Origin of the sequence: Actinosynnema sp. ALI-1.44, assembly GCF_001984155.1 — a bacterium.
Classification (GTDB): Bacteria; Actinomycetota; Actinomycetes; order Mycobacteriales; family Pseudonocardiaceae; genus Kibdelosporangium.
In genome coordinates, this window is sequence record NZ_MTQO01000040.1 from 240,430 (window position 1) to 257,006 (window position 16,577).

Annotated in this window: 14 protein-coding genes and 1 pseudogene; 10 read left to right on the forward strand and 5 right to left on the reverse strand. The window is 68.0% G+C overall.

Annotation, left to right across the window (positions count from 1 at the left end):
- Positions 1 to 4: 4 nt before the first annotated feature.
- Complete coding sequence (locus ALI144C_RS15120) at positions 5 to 1,084, forward strand: helix-turn-helix domain-containing protein (RefSeq protein ID WP_202818947.1); 1,080 nt, start codon at positions 5 to 7, stop codon at positions 1,082 to 1,084.
- Here ALI144C_RS15120 and ALI144C_RS15125 read toward each other — a convergent pair.
- Positions 1,074 to 2,588, reverse strand: coding sequence for a purine-cytosine permease family protein (locus tag ALI144C_RS15125; RefSeq protein WP_076987714.1), 1,515 nt, complete (start codon positions 2,586 to 2,588; stop codon positions 1,074 to 1,076). The two genes, ALI144C_RS15120 and ALI144C_RS15125, sit on opposite strands and share 11 nt — an antisense overlap.
- Before the next feature lie 385 nt (positions 2,589 to 2,973).
- Here ALI144C_RS15125 and ALI144C_RS15130 point away from each other — a divergent pair, with 385 nt between their 5' ends.
- Genes ALI144C_RS15130 through ALI144C_RS15145 form a run of 4 tightly spaced genes read left to right on the forward strand, consistent with a single transcriptional unit; the run spans position 2,974 to position 8,942 of the window.
- The gene (locus ALI144C_RS15130; RefSeq protein ID WP_076987715.1) at positions 2,974 to 4,134 is read left to right on the forward strand and encodes a pyridoxal-phosphate-dependent aminotransferase family protein; all 1,161 of its coding nucleotides are present in this window, start codon (positions 2,974 to 2,976) and stop codon (positions 4,132 to 4,134) included.
- Positions 4,131 to 6,995, forward strand: a complete 2,865-nt coding sequence (locus tag ALI144C_RS15135) for an FAD-binding and (Fe-S)-binding domain-containing protein (protein ID WP_076987716.1) — start codon at positions 4,131 to 4,133, stop codon at positions 6,993 to 6,995. The genes ALI144C_RS15130 and ALI144C_RS15135 overlap by 4 nt, the downstream gene beginning before the upstream one ends.
- A gap of 25 nt (positions 6,996 to 7,020) precedes the next feature.
- Positions 7,021 to 7,857: an NAD(P)-dependent oxidoreductase gene (locus tag ALI144C_RS15140; RefSeq protein WP_076987717.1), complete on the forward strand. Its 837-nt coding sequence runs from the start codon at positions 7,021 to 7,023 to the stop codon at positions 7,855 to 7,857.
- The gene (locus ALI144C_RS15145) at positions 7,854 to 8,942 is read left to right on the forward strand and encodes a glycerate kinase (protein WP_076987718.1); all 1,089 of its coding nucleotides are present in this window, start codon (positions 7,854 to 7,856) and stop codon (positions 8,940 to 8,942) included. Before ALI144C_RS15140 ends, ALI144C_RS15145 begins: the two co-directional genes overlap by 4 nt.
- Positions 8,943 to 8,955: 13 nt before the next feature.
- On the opposite strand, the gene ALI144C_RS15150 is transcribed toward ALI144C_RS15145, so the two are convergent.
- Positions 8,956 to 9,252: a nitric oxide synthase oxygenase gene (locus ALI144C_RS15150; protein WP_143230657.1), complete on the reverse strand. Its 297-nt coding sequence runs from the start codon at positions 9,250 to 9,252 to the stop codon at positions 8,956 to 8,958.
- Positions 9,253 to 9,322: 70 nt separating this feature from the next.
- A complete protein-coding gene (locus ALI144C_RS15155) occupies positions 9,323 to 10,129 on the reverse strand; it encodes an MBL fold metallo-hydrolase (RefSeq protein ID WP_076987720.1) in 807 nt (268 codons plus the stop codon).
- An 80-nt stretch (positions 10,130 to 10,209) separates the two neighbouring features.
- Between ALI144C_RS15155 and ALI144C_RS15160 the strand changes: the two genes are divergently transcribed.
- From ALI144C_RS15160 to ALI144C_RS15170, 3 genes are read left to right on the forward strand one after another with little or no spacing between them, the layout of a single operon-like run.
- On the forward strand, positions 10,210 to 11,583 hold the full coding sequence (locus tag ALI144C_RS15160) for an alpha/beta fold hydrolase (protein ID WP_076987721.1): 1,374 nt from the start codon (positions 10,210 to 10,212) through the stop codon (positions 11,581 to 11,583).
- A 4-nt stretch (positions 11,584 to 11,587) separates the two neighbouring features.
- On the forward strand, positions 11,588 to 12,478 hold the full coding sequence (locus ALI144C_RS15165; protein WP_076987722.1) for a sensor histidine kinase: 891 nt from the start codon (positions 11,588 to 11,590) through the stop codon (positions 12,476 to 12,478).
- Positions 12,475 to 13,110: a response regulator gene (locus tag ALI144C_RS15170; RefSeq protein ID WP_076987723.1), complete on the forward strand. Its 636-nt coding sequence runs from the start codon at positions 12,475 to 12,477 to the stop codon at positions 13,108 to 13,110. Before ALI144C_RS15165 ends, ALI144C_RS15170 begins: the two co-directional genes overlap by 4 nt.
- 2 nt (positions 13,111 to 13,112) lie before the next feature.
- Here the strand turns inward: ALI144C_RS15170 and ALI144C_RS15175 are convergent, their stop codons facing one another.
- A complete protein-coding gene (locus ALI144C_RS15175) occupies positions 13,113 to 13,415 on the reverse strand; it encodes a hypothetical protein (protein WP_076987724.1) in 303 nt (100 codons plus the stop codon).
- Entirely contained in the window at positions 13,412 to 14,467 is a 1,056-nt protein-coding gene (locus ALI144C_RS15180) for a hypothetical protein (RefSeq protein ID WP_076987725.1), read from the reverse strand. Before ALI144C_RS15180 ends, ALI144C_RS15175 begins: the two co-directional genes overlap by 4 nt.
- Before the next feature lie 187 nt (positions 14,468 to 14,654).
- On the opposite strand from ALI144C_RS15180, the gene ALI144C_RS15185 reads away from it, so the two are divergent.
- Complete coding sequence (locus ALI144C_RS15185; protein WP_083753039.1) at positions 14,655 to 16,211, forward strand: molybdopterin-dependent oxidoreductase; 1,557 nt, start codon at positions 14,655 to 14,657, stop codon at positions 16,209 to 16,211.
- Positions 16,212 to 16,325: 114 nt separating this feature from the next.
- A pseudogene (locus tag ALI144C_RS56690) lies at positions 16,326 to 16,577 on the forward strand (fasciclin domain-containing protein); the annotation flags it as partial.

Here is a 16,577-nt window from a genome sequence, read left to right on the forward strand (position 1 = left end):
AGGTATGGGGAATCTGGTCGACCAGGCGGTACGTGCCCCGGACGCGCTGGCGATGTTCACCGAGGCGTCCGCGCGGCTGCGGAAACTGGTGCCGTTCGACGCGGCCGTCTGGCGCACGACCGACCCGGACACGGGCTTGATGACCTCGCCCATCCGGACCGAGAACCTCGACGACGACGGCTGCGCGGTCTACTGGGACTGCGAGCTGTTCGCCGAGGATGTCAACCTGTTCCGCGACCTGGCCAGGTCGAAGTCACCGGTGGCCAGCCTGCGCGCCGCGACGGGTGATCTGCCTCGGCGCAGCAAGCTCTACCGCGACTACCTGCGGCCACGCGGCCTGGCCGACGAGCTGCGCGCGGTCATGCGCGTCGGCGGTCGTCCACGTGGGCACATGAGCCTTTTCCGCGCACAGGGCAAACCCGCCTTCGACCAGCGGGACAGCGCCGTCGTCGAGAGCATGCTCGTCCCGCTGGCCAAACGTTTGCGCTCGTTCGCGCGTCCCGTCGCGGTGGCGCCCGGCTCGGCCGGGCCGGGCCTGCTGATCTTCGACTCGGCCAACCACCTGGTCTCGGCCAACGACGAGGCCGTCGACCTGCTGGCCGAACTACCCGAAGGCCCGGCCATCCGCACCGCGCTCGGCGTGCGGGTGCCCGCCTGGCTCGAGAGCACGGTGATCCAGGCGCGCGCGATCGTGCAGGAGCACGCGCGCGGTTCGGCCAGGATCCGGATGCGCACCCAGGCCGGCCGCTGGCTGGTGTGCCACGCGTCCTGCCTGCGCGCGGCGGATGGGCTGGTCACGTCCACCGCCGTGGTCATCGAGCCCGCGCAGGTGTCCGAGATCGTCCCGTTGATCATCGATGCCTACGGGCTGTCCGACCGTGAGCTGGAGATCACCCAGTGCGTGTCACGCGGTCTGGCCACGGGCGAGATCGCCGAGCGGCTGGTCCTGTCGCCGCACACGGTCCGCGACCACATCAAGGCGATCTTCGAGAAGGTCGGCGTCTCCAGCCGGGGCGAACTGGTCGGCAAGCTGTTCACCGAGTACTACGAACCACTGGCCACCAGGGACATCGTCAGGACGTGATCGCCGGGACGGCGACGTCCGCGACAGGCACCAGACGCGGCCCGTCCGGCCCGTACACCGCCCGTGGCTCCGGGAAAGCGAACAGCAGCGACAGGAAGAGCACCGCGGCGACGGCGATCGACAGCGGCAGGCTGATGTCCACGCCACCGGCGAGGTCGCCGAGCGGCCCGACGAACTGACCGGGGATGTTGGTGAACAGCACCCCCACGACGGCGGCAACCCACCAGGCGGTCATGCCACGCCAGTTCCAGCCGTGCGCGAACCAGTACCGGCCGCCGCGTTGGCGCCGGTTGAACACCTGCAGCGCTTCCGGGTCGTACCAGCCGCGCCGGGTGAACAGGCCGAGCATCATCACGACCATCCACGGCGTCGTGCAGGTGATGATCATGGTCGCGAACGTCGAGATGCTCTTGACCAGGTCGAACCCGAACCGGCCGAGGAAGATGAACACGATCGACAGCACACCGATGAACACCGTCGCCTGAACCCGCGACAGGCGCGGGAACACCGATGAGAAGTCGAGACCGGTGCCGTACAGCGCGGTCGTGCCGGTGGACATCCCGCCGATCAGGGCCAGCAGGCACATCGGCAGGAAGAACCACTGCGGCGCGATCGCCAGCAGGCCACCGACGAAGTCCGGCGCCGCCGGGTCCACGTAGGCCGGTGCTTTCGTGGCGATGATGCTCGCCGTCGCGAGGCCGAACAGGAACGGAACCAGCGTGGCGACCTGCGAGAGGAAAGCGGCGCCCATGACACGGCGGCGTGGGGCGTGTGCGGGGATGTAGCGCGACCAGTCGCCGAGGAAGGCGCCGAACGACACCGGGTTGGCCAGCACGATCAACGCCGACCCGATGAACGACGGCCAGAACAAGGTCGTGTCGGTCGTGAACGCGCCCGCGTACGACGGGTCGAAATCGCCGGCGAAGGCGACAATCCCGACCAGGAAAAGCGCTGTCGCCGACGTGACCGCGACCTTGTTCACGAACAACATGAAACGGAAGCCATAAACGCACACCACAAGCACAAGGCAGGCGAACAACGCGTACGCGACGGCGAAGGAGAACGTGGACCGTTCCAGGCCGAACAGCCGGTGCGCACCGCCGATGAGCGCGTCGCCGGAACTCCACACCGCGAGTGAGAAGAACGCCACCGCGGTGAGCAGGGACAGGAAAGAACCGACGACGCGACCGTGCACACCGAGGTGTGCGGAGGACGACACCGCGTTGTTCGTGCCGTTGATCGGCCCGAACAACGCCATCGGGCAGAGGATGAGCGCCCCGGCGAGCACGCCGAGCAGCGTGGCGGCCAGCCCCTGCCAGAACGACAGCCCGAACAGGATCGGGAACGCGCCGAGGACGCACGTGGAGAACGTGTTCGCGCCGCCGAACGCCAGCCGGAACAGGTCGAACGGGGTCGCGGTCCGGTCGGCGTCCGGAATCCGTTCGATACCGTGGCTCTCGACCTCGGTGAGCGGGGGTTTGTCGGACAAGGTGTCACCTGCCATGCGCGGTCCGGCTGTTCCGGCGAACCTTTCCAGGCCGCCCGCGCGATGGCACAGTGGACGTACCGTCCAGTTTTCGCGGACCCGTTGGACGGATCATCTACAGCCAGCCGTGCGCGAGGAACATCAGCCAGGTGGCCACCGGCGCGAGTGCCACCATGCTGAAATCCCACCGCATCAGCCCGGAGGACACGTAGTCCCGTTTGTCCTGAAGTCGACCGACTGCAGCCAGTAGTTCAATTCCGGAGTGTGGAAGTCAACTTCCACCTAGAAGAAGTATGTGCTCGGTCACACTTGTCGTCAACAGTGCTCGACGACGAGATTGTGAAGACGTTAAAGTTCGCATAGCGGTAACTAGCTTTCATTGTGCGAAATTAGGGATACCACTATGAGCGGCCGTCACTTCCTGCAGATTCCAGGACCGACCAACGTGCCCGACTCAGTGCTCCGAGCCATGTCCGCGCCGACGATCGACCACCGCGGCCCGGAGTTCGCCCAGTTGGGCACGCACGTCCTGGCCGCGCTGAAGCCCGTCTTCGGCACCACCGGCCCAGTCGTGATCTACCCGGCGTCCGGTACGGGCGCGTGGGAAGCCGCGCTGGTCAACACCCTCAGCCCAGGTGACCGGGTGCTCTGTTTCGAGACCGGCCACTTCGCCACCCTCTGGCAGGAGATGGCCACCGGCATCGGCCTGGTCGTCGACTTCGTGCCCGGCGACTGGCGGCACGGCGTGAACCCCGAGGTCGTCGCCGAGAAGCTGGCGAACGACACCGAGCACACCATCGAAGCGGTGTGCGTCGTGCACAACGAGACGTCGACCGGTGTCGCCAGCAGGATCGCCGACGTCCGCGCCGCCATCGACTCCGCAGGGCACCCGGCGCTGCTGCTCGTCGACACCATCTCCTCGCTGGGGTCGATCGACTACCGGCACGACGAATGGGGCGTCGACGTCACCGTCGCCGGTTCGCAGAAGGGCCTGATGCTCCCGCCCGGCCTGAGCTTCAACGCGATCAGCGACAAGGCGCTCGAAGCGTCGAAGACCGCGAAGCTGGCCAAGTCCTTCTGGGACTGGCGGCCGATGTTGGCGGCCAACGAACGCGGCGTCTTCCCGTACACCCCGGCGACGAACCTGTTGTACGGCCTGAAAGAAGCGCTCCGCCTGCTGGACGAGGAGGGTCTGGACAACGTCTTCGCCCGGCACGCCCGGCACGCGGAAGCCACCCGCGCCGCGGTGAACGGGTGGGGACTGGAAGTGCTGTGCGCCGACGAGCGCGAGTACTCCGGTTCGCTGACCGCCGTCCTGGTACCGGAGGACGTCGACGCCGACAAGGTCAGGGCGATCATCCTGGACCGCTACGACATGTCGTTGGGTGCCGGGCTCGGCAAGCTCGCCGGCCGGATCTTCCGGATCGGCCACCTCGGCGACTTCAACGACCTCACCCTGGCGGGCACGCTCGCCGGGGTGCAGATGGGCCTGACGCTGGCCGGGGTGCCGATCGACCCGGCGGGCATCACGGTCGCGCTGGAGCACCTCCAGGTCGCGCCATGACCGCGCTCGTTCCCGACCTGGCCGCGCTCCTCGAGGGGAAGATCGAGGGCGACGCGCGGTTCGACGACTACACCCGCCACCTCTTCTCCCGTGACGCGAGCATGTACTCGATCATGCCGGTGGGCGTGGTTTTCCCGCGTACCACCGAAGACGTCGTCGTGGCCGTTCGCGCGGCCGCGGTGGCGAGCGTCCCGGTCGTGCCGCGCGGGGCGGGCACCAGCCTCGCCGGTCAGACCGTCGGCCCCGGCCTGGTGCTGGATTTCTCCCAGTACATGAACCGCATCCTGGACCTCGATCCCGTGGCGCGGACCGCCAGGGTGGAAGCGGGCGTGGTCCAGGACCAGCTCAACCAGGCGGCGGCCCCGCACGGGCTGATGTTCGGCCCGGACACGTCCACCAGCAACCGGGCCACCATCGGCGGCATGATCGGCAACAACTCCGCGGGCAGCGGTTCGCTGACCTACGGGATGACCATCGATCACGTCCGCGCGCTGGAGGTCGTGCTGTCCGACGGGTCGACGGCCCGGCTCGAACCGGTGGACGAGAACGAGCGTTCTCGGCGGGCTCGAGCGTCCACTTTGGAAGGGCAGCTCTACCGGCAGCTTCCGGGGCTGGTGCGGGAGAACGCCGACGCCATCGCCACCGGCTTCCCGAAGTTCTGGCGCCGGGCCTGCGGCTATCGGCTGGACCGGCTGGCCGAGGAGTTCGACCTGGCCAAGTTCGTGGTCGGCTCGGAGGGGACGTTGGTCGTCGTCACGCACGCCGAGGTCGACCTGGTGGGAAAGCCGCGCCGGACGGTCTACGCGGTCGGCCACTTCACCACGACCGCCGGGGCGATCGCCGCGACGACGGACGCGTTGTCGTGCGAACCCGCCCAGGTCGAGCTGATGGACCGGACGATACTCGACCTGTCCCGGCAGAAGATCGAGTACGCCGGGCTGGGCGACATCCTGCACGGCGACCCGGACGCGTTGCTGTTCGTGTCGTTCAGCGGCGACGACGAGGACGAGTTGATCGCCAAGCTCGACCAGCTCACGGACCTGTGGGAACGGAACTCCCACGGCTACCACACTTTGCGCGCCGTGACACCGCAACAGCAGACCGCCCTGCTGAAGGTGCGCAAGTCCAGCCTCGGCCTGCTGATGGCCGCGAGCGAGGGCACCAAGCGCCCGTTGGCGTTCATCGAGGACACCGCCGTCGACCCCGCGCATCTGGCGGAGTACACGACCAGGTTCAAGGAAATCCTGGATTCCCACGAGCTCACGGCCGGTTTCTACGGGCACTGCTCGGTCGGCTGCCTGCACATCCGGCCGTTCGTCGACCTGGCAGTCCCGTCCGAAGTGAACAAGATGCGCGCGGTCGCCGAGCAGATCAAGAACCTGGTCGCCGAGTACGGCGGCGTGAACTCCAGCGAGCACGGCGACGGGCTGGCCCGCAGCGAGTTCAACCGCGAGATCTTCGGCGACGAGCTCTACGAGGCGATGCGCTCGGTCAAGCACTTGTTCGACCCGGGGAACGTGCTGAACCCCGGCAAGATCGTCGACGCACCGCCGATGACCGACAACCTCAGGGATTCCGCGCTCGCCCCGGCGAAACCGTTCGAGACCAGGCTGAAGTTCGAAGTGGTCGGCGGGATGCGCGACGCGGCCGACCGGTGCATGAACATCGGCCTGTGCCGCAAGAGCACCACCGGCGCGATGTGCCCGTCCTACATCGCGACCAAACAAGAGGAACACGCCACCCGCGGCCGGGCCAACGCGTTGGTCAAAGCACTGTCCGAACCGGACCCGAAGGCCGCGCTGGGCGACGAGCGGCTGCACGAGATCCTCGACCTGTGCCTGATGTGCAAGGCGTGCAAGAGCGAGTGCCCGATGAGCGTCGACATGGCCACACTCAAGGCCGAAACGCTGTCACACCACCACGACCGGCACGGGATCCCGCTGCGGTCCCGGATCTTCGGGTCGATCCGTGCGCTCAACCGCCTCGGCTCGGCCACCGCACCGCTGTCCAACGTGCCCGGTCGGATCAAGTTCCTGCGCCGGATCATGCAACGAACCGCCGGGATCGCCGCCGAACGGCCGCTGCCGGTGTTCCGGCGCCGCAACCTCGTTCGCTGGAACCGCGAACGCCGCCCGACCGGCCCGGCGCAGGTGACGTTCCTCGCCGACTCGTTCACCACCTACACCGAGCCGCACATCGGCCAGGCCGCGATCGAACTGCTCGAACGCGCGGGCTTCGCGGTCGAGCTGGCCACCGGCGGCTGCTGCGGCCGGTCGAGCTTCTCCAAGGGCCTGATCGACGACGCGAAAGCCAAGGCGGGCAAGCTGATCGCGTCGCTGGCCGACGGGGACACCCCGATCGTCGGCTGTGAACCGTCCTGCCTGTTCACGTTGAAGGACGAAACCCTGGCCATGATGCCGGGGGACGCGCGGGCGCAGAGCGTCGCCGACCGCGTCAAACAGGTGGAGGAACTGCTGACCGAGGCCATCGACGCGGGAAAACTCAACCTGCGCGAGGATTCGTGGCTGGCCGGTCGCAAGGTCGTCTACCACGGGCACTGCCACCAGAAAGCCGAGGTCGGCACGGCGGCGACCATGGCGCTGCTGCGCCGGATCCCTGGCGCGCGGATCGTCGAGTTGGACGCGGGCTGCTGCGGGATGGCGGGGTCGTTCGGCTTCGAGGCCGAGCACTACGACACGTCGATGGCCGTCGGATCCGACCGGCTGTTCCCCGCGCTGGCAGCGGAAGGGGAGGACACGGTGGTCGCGGCAACCGGTGTTTCCTGCCGCCAGCAGATCTTCCACGGCGCGAACCGCGACGCGTGGCACCCGATCGAGCTGATCCGTGAGGTCATGCGATGAGGATTCACGTGAAGGAGTTCAGGACATGACGGCAGTTGCCGTGATCGGGCTGGGGATCATGGGCGGCCCGATGGCCGCGAACCTGGGCAGGGCCGGATACGAGGTGATCGGTGTCCGCCGGTCCGACTCGGTCGGCCGAGCCGTGTCCCAGGCCGACGTGGTCCTCACCGTGCTGCCGGACTCGCCCGACGTGGAAGCCGTCGCGTCGGGTGAGGACGGCATCATCGCGCACGCCAAGCCCGGCAGCGTCTGGATCGACAGCAGCACGATCCGGCCGGACGTCAGCGTGCGGCTGGCGAAGGCGGCTGCCGACAAGGGGATTCGTGCCGTCGACGCACCGGTCTCCGGTGGTGAGGCAGGCGCGGTCGAAGGCACGCTGTCCATCATGGTCGGCGGGGCGGCCGAGGATTTCGAAGCCGCGAAACCGGTTCTCGACGTGGTGGGCAGCACAGTGGTGCACGTCGGCCCATCCGGATCGGGCCAGACGGTGAAGGCTGCCAACCAGCTCATCGTGGCGGGCACCATCGAGTTGGTGGCCGAGTCGATCGTGTTCCTGGAGGCGCACGGCGTCGACACCGAGGCCGCCGTCCGCGTCCTCGCCGGGGGACTGGCCGGGAACCGGATCCTCGATCGGAAGGCGGACGGGATGCTGGCCAGGGAGTTCCAGCCGGGGTTCCGCGTCGACCTGCACCACAAGGATCTGGGCATAGTGACGTCGGCGGCGCGCGAGGCGGGCGTGGCGATCCCGTTGGGCGCGGCCGTCGCCCAGTTGATGGGGGCGTTGCGCCAGCAGGGGCACGGAAGTCTCGACCATTCGGCGCTGCTGCTGTTGGTCGAACAGCTCTCGGGACAGGCACGATGACGATCCTGATCGCGCCGGACAAGTTCAAGGGTTCGCTGACGGCGGCCCAGGTGGCCGATCACCTGGCCGCGGTGCTGGGGCGTGATCGGTCGGTGATCCTGCCGGTGGCGGACGGCGGCGACGGCACGCTGGACGCGGCGGTGTCGGCCGGTTTCCGCCGTGTGCCCGTGATGGCGGCGGATCCGATCGGCCGTGTGGTCGAGTCGGCGTACGCCGAACGTGACGAGGTCGCGGTCGTGGAGATGGCCGACATCTCGGGCCTGAACCGAATCGACGAACTCGCCCCGCGCACGGCGACGAGCTACGGAACAGGCCAGGTGATCGCCGCGGCGCTGGGCGCGGGCCACAAGAAGATCATCATCGGACTGGGTGGCAGCGCGTGCACGGACGGCGGTGCAGGCCTGGTCGAAGCCCTCGGCGGCAAGCTGCACGGTGTGACAGAACGCGGTGGCACAGCGCTGCGCACGCTCACCGACGTCGATCTGACCACCCTGCACCCAGGGCTGAAGGACACGGAGATCCTCGTTGCCAGCGACGTGGACAACCCGCTGCTCGGCCCACGCGGGGCCGCCGCGATCTTCGGCCCGCAGAAGGGCGCGAACGCCCAGGACGTCGAGGATCTGGAAGCGGGACTGGCCACCTGGCACACGGCGGTCAGGGCCGCGACGGGTGTCGACGTGGCCGACTCGCCCGGTGCGGGTGCCGCGGGCGGTGTCGGCTACGCCACCTTGTCAGTCCTGAATGGACAGTTCAGGCCGGGGATCGATCTGGTGCTCGACCTGATCGGCTTCGACAGCCTGCTGGCCGGCGCGGAGTTGGTGATCACCGGCGAGGGCTCGCTGGACGAGCAGACCCTGAGCGGCAAAGCCCCGGCCGGAGTCGCCGCCCGGGCCGTGCGCGCCGGGATACCGGTCGTGGCGGTGGCGGGGCGGTGCCTGCTCACACCAGCCCAAGTGAGCGCGGCCGGTTTCGAGGCGGCGTACGCCCTGACCGACCTGGAACCGGATCCGCGAGTCAGCATGGCCAACGCCGGAGCACTGCTGGAAACCGTCGCCAGGACCATCGCCGCCAACCACCTCGGTTGACGAACGGCCCACCTCAGTCGCGGAAGAAGTTCGGCCGCAGAGTCGTGCCGTCGTAGGCCTGGTGGTAGACGGGCGTCGCGGATCCGGCCATCGGCGGCACGATTGGGCACGGACGAAGACGGACTAGGCCATCACTGTCGCCCGTATGACAGTCCACGACCGGCTGGCCGCTGATCTCGACGGGACCGTGGCGGAGTTGCTCCGGCATGACGGGCCCGTACTCGACCACGGGACCTGGTTCGTCGCTCGCTACGAGCACGTGCGCGCCATGCTGGCCGACCGGCGGCTGACGGGGCGTTCGTCCGAGCACGCGACATCGGTCTCGCCGAGCGTGTGGATAGTGAGGGGGGACCCTGCATGTACTTGCAGGGTCCGCTGTCTCAGACCCGGTCTTCGGCGTAGCGCAGATACCGCTCGGCCGACTTGGCCACCACGGACTTGGCGTCCGACCGCACGACGAAATCCCACCAGGCGCCGTAGATCGAGTCGTAGTCGTACGGCTCCAGCAACTCCAGCGCTCGACGGACCACGCTGGGCCGCTCGGGGATGTAGTTCGGGTAGCTGTACATGAAACTGACCCAGTTTCGGCCGGGGGTCACCTGCAGGATGTCGCCGGTGAACAGGCTGCGCGAATCTCGGTCGTGCAGGACTGTGCCACCGGCGAAGTGCACGCCCAGGTTGAGCAGCGTCAGCCCGTTGCCGAGGTCCTTGCTTTCACCGTCCCAGAACACGATCGAGTCGTCCGGCCGCGGCACCCACTGGCGGTCGTTCTCGTGCAGGTAGACCGGCACGTCGAGGGCGTGCGCCCAGTCGACCATCGTGCTGTAGTAGTGCGGGTGGCTGATCGAGATCGCGGTGATGTCGCCGTGCGAGCGGACCTGCTCGACCATGGCGTCGTCGATGTACGTCACGCAGTCCCAGAGGAAGTTGCCGCTCGGCCGCTTGATCAGCAGGGCCCGCTGGCCGATGGCGAATCCGGGATCGCAGCCGATCCCGAGGATGTCCGGGCCCTCCGCCACGTACTTCGCTGTGCGGCCCGACTCCCACAACTCGGCCAGCGTCGTCCAGCCCTGGCCGTGACGTGCGACGTACTGCCGTTCGTCCTCGCAGACCGGGCAATCGGGACGAGGTGCGGCGTACTGCAGGCCGCAGGTGCGGCAAATGGGCAAATCGGTTGAGAACGTCACACGCGCGACCCTAACCCCCTCTGAAAGATCTGTCCTGCGGCAGACGCGCCTGGTCAACCGGCGCTCATAGCGTCGGCGGCATGTGGAAACCGATTATCGCCGCGGTGCTGAGCCTGACCGGCCACACCCCGGGGCCGGACGCCACTGGGACGGACGCCCAGCTGTGGCAGGACTGCGGTGACGGCCTGCAGTGCGCGCAGGTGGCCGTTCCGGTGGACTGGGCCCGGCCGTCGGGCGGAAAAATCACCCTGGGCCTGGCCAAACTGCCCGCCCGCGACCCGGCGACCCGCCGGGACTCGCTGGTGGTCAACCTCGGGGGGCCGGGTGAGCAGATCGCCTGGCTGCCACACGTCAAAACACAGCTGGGTGAGCTGACCCAGTGGTTCGACGTGGTCACGTTCGACCCGCGCGGCTTCGGCCGGAGCAACCCGGTCACCTGCCCCACCCCTTCGCCCCAGGAAGCCGAGTACGTCTTCGCGACCAAAGAGCGATTTGACCGCTATGTCCAAGCCAATCACGAGTTCGGCACGAGCTGCACGGCAGCCGCAGGTGCGCTCGCGGGCACCCTGAACTCGTGGCAGGTCGCGAGGGACATGGACGCGGTGAGATCCGCGATCGGCGAGCCGCGGCTGAATTACTACGGCAACTCGTACGGGACGATGTTCGCCCAGGCCTACGCTGAGTTCTTCCCGCACCGGGTCGGTCGGATGTACCTCGACAGCGTGATCGACCACACCACCCCGTCGACCCGCGACTGGCTGACCCCCAGGGCCGAGACCGACGAGCGCAACCTGCGGCTGTTCGCCGAGTGGTGCGCCACGGACCCGAAATGCGCGCTGCACGGCCGGGACGTCCTCAAGGTCTGGGACGAGGTGATCGCGCTCGCGCCCATCCCGACGGCGTCCGGCGGTTCGGTGAGCGCGACGAGGATCGTCGCCCGGTCGTTCGTCGCCTACCGGTCGCAGTGGCCGGGCCTGGCCGAGTCGTTGAAGCAGGCCCGCGCCGGGGACGCAACCAGGTTCACCGTCGACGTGGGCGCCCGCGACCCGGATCTGTCGCGGATCATGTTCTGCGCCGATTTCCCGTATCCGGCGGACTACCGCGCGGTGAAGGCACTGGAGGCACGGATGCGCGAGGTGGCGCCGCGGATCGGCTGGCGTCAGGTGTGGCCGATGGCCAACCACTGCGCCGGACTGCCGTCGACCAAGACCTTCCCGCAACACCCGGTCCACGCCCGCATCCCGGCGCTCGTGGTGAACGGCGACTACGACGCGGTCACGCCTCCAGCGGACGGCCGCCGCGTCGCCGCCCAGCTGAAAGGCTCTCGCTACCTGCAGGTTCCGGCTCGTCACGCCGTCTACCTGACCGGTAACCCGTGCGTGCGCGGCCACGTGCACAAGTACCTGACCACTGGCGAACTGCCCCCAGAGGGAACCTCCTGTCCGGAACACTGACGGGGTGTACGTGCTGCTGCTGAGCGTGGGGGTCTGCCTGCCGTTGCTGTTCGTGCGCAGGTTGCCGCTGACCATGGCGATCCTGTCCGCGATCGTGGCGACGGCTGGCACCGGGTACGACATCCACTGGCCGGGCAGGCTGGTGGCGGCGGCGGGGTTCTGCCTCGCCGCCTACCACCGGCCCCGGCTGACACCCGTGGCGGTCGCCTCGCTGACGTGGACGTTCGTGTTCGGTCTGCTGGCCGGATCGCCGACCGGTGTCATCCCGGCCACCGATGTGGTGATCATGGGTGTGGCGCCCATCGCGGTCGGCTACGGCGTCCGCCTGCAACGGGAGCTGGCCAGGCTGCGCATCGCCGAACACCGCGCCCAACTGGCCAGGGACGTGCACGACAGCGTCGGGCACCACCTGACGGCGATCAAGATGCAGGCCGCCGCGGCCCAGCGCGTCCCGGCGACGGCCGCACGTGCGCTGTCGACGATCACGGAGCTGTCCGCCACAGCGCTGAGCGAGGTGCGGGACTTCGTGCGAGACGTCCGAATGGACATCCCGGACCTGGCGGAGCGCCTCGCCGGGCCGGACCGGCGGATCACCACGTCGGGTTCGACCGCGGGGCTGCCGCCCGCGGTCGGGCAGGCGGCGTACCGGATCGTGCAGGAAGCGTTGACCAACGCGGTCCGCCACTCCGACGCGACCCGGATCGACGTACGACTGCGACAGGAGCGCGAAACCCTGACCGTCTCGGTGGCCGACAACGGAACCGCGGCCTCCTTCGTCGAAGGCAACGGCATCCGCGGCATCCGCGAGCGGGTGGACCTCCTCGGCGGGAATATCCACATAGGACCGACGGGCGGCGGCTGGAAGGTCGAAGCGAGCCTGCCGGTGCGACGATGATCAGGGTGCTGGTCGCCGACGACCAGTCCGAAGTCCGCGAGGCCCTGCACACGATCCTGGCCGCGGAGCCGGACATCGCCGTCGTCGCCGAGGCGTCGAACGGCGCACAAGCCGTGACCCAGGCACTCGACCACCGCCCGGACGTCGTGGTGATGGACATCAGAATGCCGTACCTGGACGGGATAACCGCCATCAGGGCACTGGCGGGCGTATCGCGCGTGCTGACACTGACCACATTCGACCTGGACGACTACCTGTTCGGCGCACTGCGCGCGGGAGCAGCGGGCTTCCTGCTCAAGGACAGCGATCCCGCCCTGCTGATCGACGCGGTCCGTGCCGTCCACAGAGGCCACGGCCTGATCGACCCGCAGGTGACCGGACGCCTCATCGGCCGGTTCGCCGAGCTCTCACCCCACCCCGCACCCGCCGAACAGGACAGCCTGACAGAGCGGGAGAACGAAGTGCTGCGGCAGGTCGCGTACGGCCTCACCAACGCCGAGATAGCCCACGCCTTGTCCATCGGAGAGGGGACGGTGAAGACCCACGTCGCCCGCATCCTGAGCAAACTCGACCTCCGCACCCGAGTGCACATCGTGATCTACGCGTACGAACACGGCCTGGTGGCCAGATGACTTCAGGCGGGGTCGCGGACTTCGACTCCGTCGGCGTGCGGGTCGGCGGTGAACCCGAATTCGCGGACGATCCGACTGAGGGCCTGTCGCATCGCCGCCCGGACCTCGTCGTCGCGTCGAACGTCGTCGCTCACGGGATGATGCCAGGACAGATGGACTCCGGAATCTCGCACGTCGACGGCGACCGCGCCTTCGTCGGCCACAGCGTCGCCGACCGGCGACATCACCGGAAGCCCCACTTCGTACACCGCTGCCGTGACTCGTTCAGCGAGTTCCCGCAGTCGGCCTTCGTCGTCGGTTGTCATGGCGGCGGCAGCCTTCCCTGGCGTGAGAGATCCATCTGCCGGATCCATTTGGGTCTGTCGTCCAGCGCCCTGTTCCAGAGCCGTTGCCACTCCCGGTATTCGTCCAGATCCGCCGACGAGGGGAAGAGGTGCTCCACGCGCCGGGCCCAGGCCAGGTTTCCCATCGGATCGTGCAGGTCGTCGTACAGCCTGTCCGTTCGTCGTCCGGCTTCCTCGATCGGGTAGGGGAGTTCGTCGAGGAAGGCACGCAGCAACCGCGCGGGGTCGGTCAGCGGGAACTCCGGTCGCGTTCCGACTCTCAGCAGGAGGTGGGCGAATATCTCGTAGTCCGTGGCGTCCTCGGATTCCCCGCCGTAGGTCCGCGCGAGATGGACCACCTTGCCGGACAGTTCCGCGCAGTGCTGCCAATCCTGGTCGGTCAACGTCCGGCAAGTGCGGACAAGCTCCGCGTGGAAGTGCTCGCGCAGCAGGTCCCACGGCTCTTCAGCCAGCTGTTCGGGGTCGAGACCGGCCAGTTCCGCGATGGCCAGCCCGTTGACCAGTGCCACGAGTTCGGTGAACTCCATGAGTTCCAGATCGAGGGAGAGGGGAAGGACACGGCCGTCGCCCCGGTCACCCGCTTCGACATCGAGGACCTTGGTATGCGTCCCGTCGTCGTTCGAGAAGCGGTGGGTGGCGAATCCGGAAGCGTGGACGATCCGGACCAGCGCACGCTCCATCGCGAGGGAGACCTTGTGGAGGCGGGCGATATCCGGATGGGTCGCATCGCGGGCCAACACCGGTTCCTCGATCTTTTCGACCATCGCTTCCGATGAGCGCCAACTGATGTAGACCCCGGGTTTGCCCTTGAAGATGTTCGTCGAGACACGTGCACCGGCGTCAGACCAGAAGTCGTTGTCACGAATGACGGCAATGCCCGCCGCCTGGACAACTGCCTCGACGCGTTCACCGAGCTCCCAGATCCGGACGCGGTGCTCCTCGTCGACGAAGTTCTCCAGCCCGAGTATCAGGATCTTCCGCTTGTGCGCGAAACGATCCTCGCTGTCCGCCATGCCCGCGACACCCCCTGCGCCCACGTCAGCCGGAATCTAACAGCGGACCGAACGGGTGAACAATCGACCATTCGGACCCGTTTCGGACGCAGTCACCGGTCGTCTGCCCGCGCGAGTCACAGTCCGTCCGGAAAGGATCTTGGAGAAAGTTCCGCCCGATCACCATCCGGGCACGGTCCGGCGCCGAATGGATAGCATGGACCACGACCACGCGACCACTCCCAGCCGGGGGAAACTCCCCGTTCACAAGGCGATCCTGGTGGGTTTGCTCGCGGTCCTCGCCGCGTTGGCCGCGGGGCACCTGGTCGCGGGCCTGCTGAACCCGAACGCGTCGCCGTTCTACGCGGTCGGCAACACGGCGATCGACCTGACCCCGGCACCGCTGAAGGACTTCGCGGTCCGCAACTTCGGGACCAACGACAAGCTGGTTCTGCTGGGTGGAATGGCGGTCGTGTTGGTGCTGTTCGGCGCGGCTGCCGGGTTTGTCTCCCGGCGTCGCCCGTTGCCTGGTGTCCTGCTCGCGATCGCCCTGGGTGTCCTGGGTATCGCGGCCGTGCTCACACGGCCGGACACCGACACGGTCGACGTGCTCGCTCCCATCGTCAGTTTGGTGGTTGGAGCAGGTGTTTTCCTCTGGCTGCACGCCGTCGCGTCCCGTCCGGCCGGGGAGGTCGGCCCGGGTATCAACCGACGGCAGTTCATGTACACCAGCGCCGGTGTGGCGGTCGGTGTGGGTGTGGCCGGAGTCGGCGGGCAGCTGTTGGCCGACGGTGTGGATGTCGAGGGTTCCCGGTCGGCGGTCGGCGATCTCGTCCCAGCCACCCGCGCGCCCGCGATCCCCGCGGGCGCCGACTTCCCCCAGCTGGGCACGCCGAGGTTCATCACGTCCAACCGGGACTTCTACCGGATCGACACGCTGCTCAACGTGCCCCGGCTGCGCGCGGAGGACTACGTCCTGCGAATCCACGGCGCGGTGGACAAGGAAGTGACACTGCGGTTCGAGGACATCCGGCGGATGCGCCTTGTCGAAAAGACGATCACGATGACGTGCGTGTCCAATGAGGTCGGCGGTCCGTACGTGTCGACGTCGAACTTCATCGGTGTGCCGCTGCGCGAAGTGCTGGCCGAAGCGGGCGTGAAACCGGGTGCCGAGCAGCTGTTCTCGACCAGCGTGGACGGGTGGACGTGCGGTACGCCGGTCGCCGACGTGTTGGACCGCGGGTTGCTGGCGATCGGGATGAACGGCGAACCGCTACCCGCCGAGCACGGATTTCCCGCACGGATGGTCGTTCCCGGGCTGTACGGGTTCGTGTCGGCCACCAAGTGGGTGGTGGACATGGAGTTCAACAAGTTCGCCGACAAGAAGTCCTACTGGCTCAACCGTGCCTGGGGGCAGAAGGCGCCGATCAAGACGCAGTCGCGGATCGACGTCCCGGCGGGGCTGTCGACGGTCAAACCGGGGAAGATCACCATCGCAGGTATCGCGTGGGCACAACCTCGGGGCATCGCGAAGGTCGAGGTCCGCGCCGACCAGGGCCAATGGGTGACAGCACGGCTGGCGACCGAGGTGAACACCAGCACGTGGCGGATGTGGCAGGTGGATATCGAACTCGGGCCGGGTGTGCACACCGTGGAATGCCGTGCGACGGACAAGGCCGGGTACACCCAGACTGACCAGCGCGTCGCGCCCATTCCGGACGGCGCCACCGGTTGGCACTCCACGACGTTCACCGTCCAGAACTGACGCCGCGCTTTCCACGATCGGGTGATGGAAAGAAAATCTCTCCTTTCGCCAATCCGTCCCGGCCGTGCCGCCGAATACCTGACAGAGCTTCGAAAATCCCAAGGAGATCACATCATGCGTTTGCCACGTGCAGCCGCGGCCGTCATCGGTGGCTTCGCCCTGATGACGATGGCCGCCTGCGGATCCAGCGACACCGCTTCCCCCGGCAATCAGCCCTCCCAGGCGCCGCCCAGTTCGGCCATGTCCGCCCAGTTCGGTTCGGCGTGCGGTGCGGTGCCGAAGGACGGGCCGGGCAGCTTCGAAGGAATGGCGAAGGACCCGGTCGCGACCGCGGCGTCGAACAACCCGGTGTTGTCCACTCTGGTC

Coding starts and splice junctions, on each gene's coding strand:
- ALI144C_RS15120 (WP_202818947.1), top strand. CDS start 5: ATGGGGAATCTGGTCGACCAGGCGGTACGTGCCCCGGACGCGCTGGCG.
- ALI144C_RS15125 (WP_076987714.1), bottom strand. CDS start 2,588: ATGGCAGGTGACACCTTGTCCGACAAACCCCCGCTCACCGAGGTCGAG.
- ALI144C_RS15130 (WP_076987715.1), top strand. CDS start 2,974: ATGAGCGGCCGTCACTTCCTGCAGATTCCAGGACCGACCAACGTGCCC.
- ALI144C_RS15135 (WP_076987716.1), top strand. CDS start 4,131: ATGACCGCGCTCGTTCCCGACCTGGCCGCGCTCCTCGAGGGGAAGATC.
- ALI144C_RS15140 (WP_076987717.1), top strand. CDS start 7,021: ATGACGGCAGTTGCCGTGATCGGGCTGGGGATCATGGGCGGCCCGATG.
- ALI144C_RS15145 (WP_076987718.1), top strand. CDS start 7,854: ATGACGATCCTGATCGCGCCGGACAAGTTCAAGGGTTCGCTGACGGCG.
- ALI144C_RS15160 (WP_076987721.1), top strand. CDS start 10,210: ATGTGGAAACCGATTATCGCCGCGGTGCTGAGCCTGACCGGCCACACC.
- ALI144C_RS15170 (WP_076987723.1), top strand. CDS start 12,475: ATGATCAGGGTGCTGGTCGCCGACGACCAGTCCGAAGTCCGCGAGGCC.
- ALI144C_RS15175 (WP_076987724.1), bottom strand. CDS start 13,415: ATGACAACCGACGACGAAGGCCGACTGCGGGAACTCGCTGAACGAGTC.
- ALI144C_RS15180 (WP_076987725.1), bottom strand. CDS start 14,467: ATGGCGGACAGCGAGGATCGTTTCGCGCACAAGCGGAAGATCCTGATA.
- ALI144C_RS15185 (WP_083753039.1), top strand. CDS start 14,655: ATGGATAGCATGGACCACGACCACGCGACCACTCCCAGCCGGGGGAAA.